Annotated in this window: 1 protein-coding gene; it reads right to left on the bottom strand. The window is 63.7% G+C overall.

The window, feature by feature from the left end; translation table 11 throughout:
* Positions 1–281 (bottom strand): DnaJ C-terminal domain-containing protein (locus BST27_RS31005; protein ID WP_282957605.1); only part of this gene is annotated, 281 nt, incomplete at both ends.

Genomic DNA, 281 nt, shown 5'->3' with positions numbered 1-281 from the left:
GACGTCAAGACTCTCCGGGACAGCAATCTCAACGGTGGCGAGTAGATCCCCCCTGCTGCCGTCGGAACGCGGCACTCCACGCCCCCGCACCCGGAAGGTACGGCCATTCGGTGTCCCAGCCGGAATACGCAGTCGAACGGTCGTTCCCGCTAGAGTCGGCACCTCCACCTCGGCGCCCAGAGTGGCCTCTGGAAAGGTCACTGGCACGGTGACGGTGAGGTTGTGGCCGTCACGACCAAAGATCTCGTGTGGACGCACCGTCACCTTGACGTAAAGGTCAC

This window comes from Mycobacterium intermedium (assembly GCF_002086275.1).
GTDB classification, from domain to species: domain Bacteria; phylum Actinomycetota; class Actinomycetes; order Mycobacteriales; family Mycobacteriaceae; genus Mycobacterium; species Mycobacterium intermedium.
The sequence above is the reverse complement of the archived record's forward strand: the minus strand, read 5'-3'. Positions and strand labels throughout refer to the sequence as shown.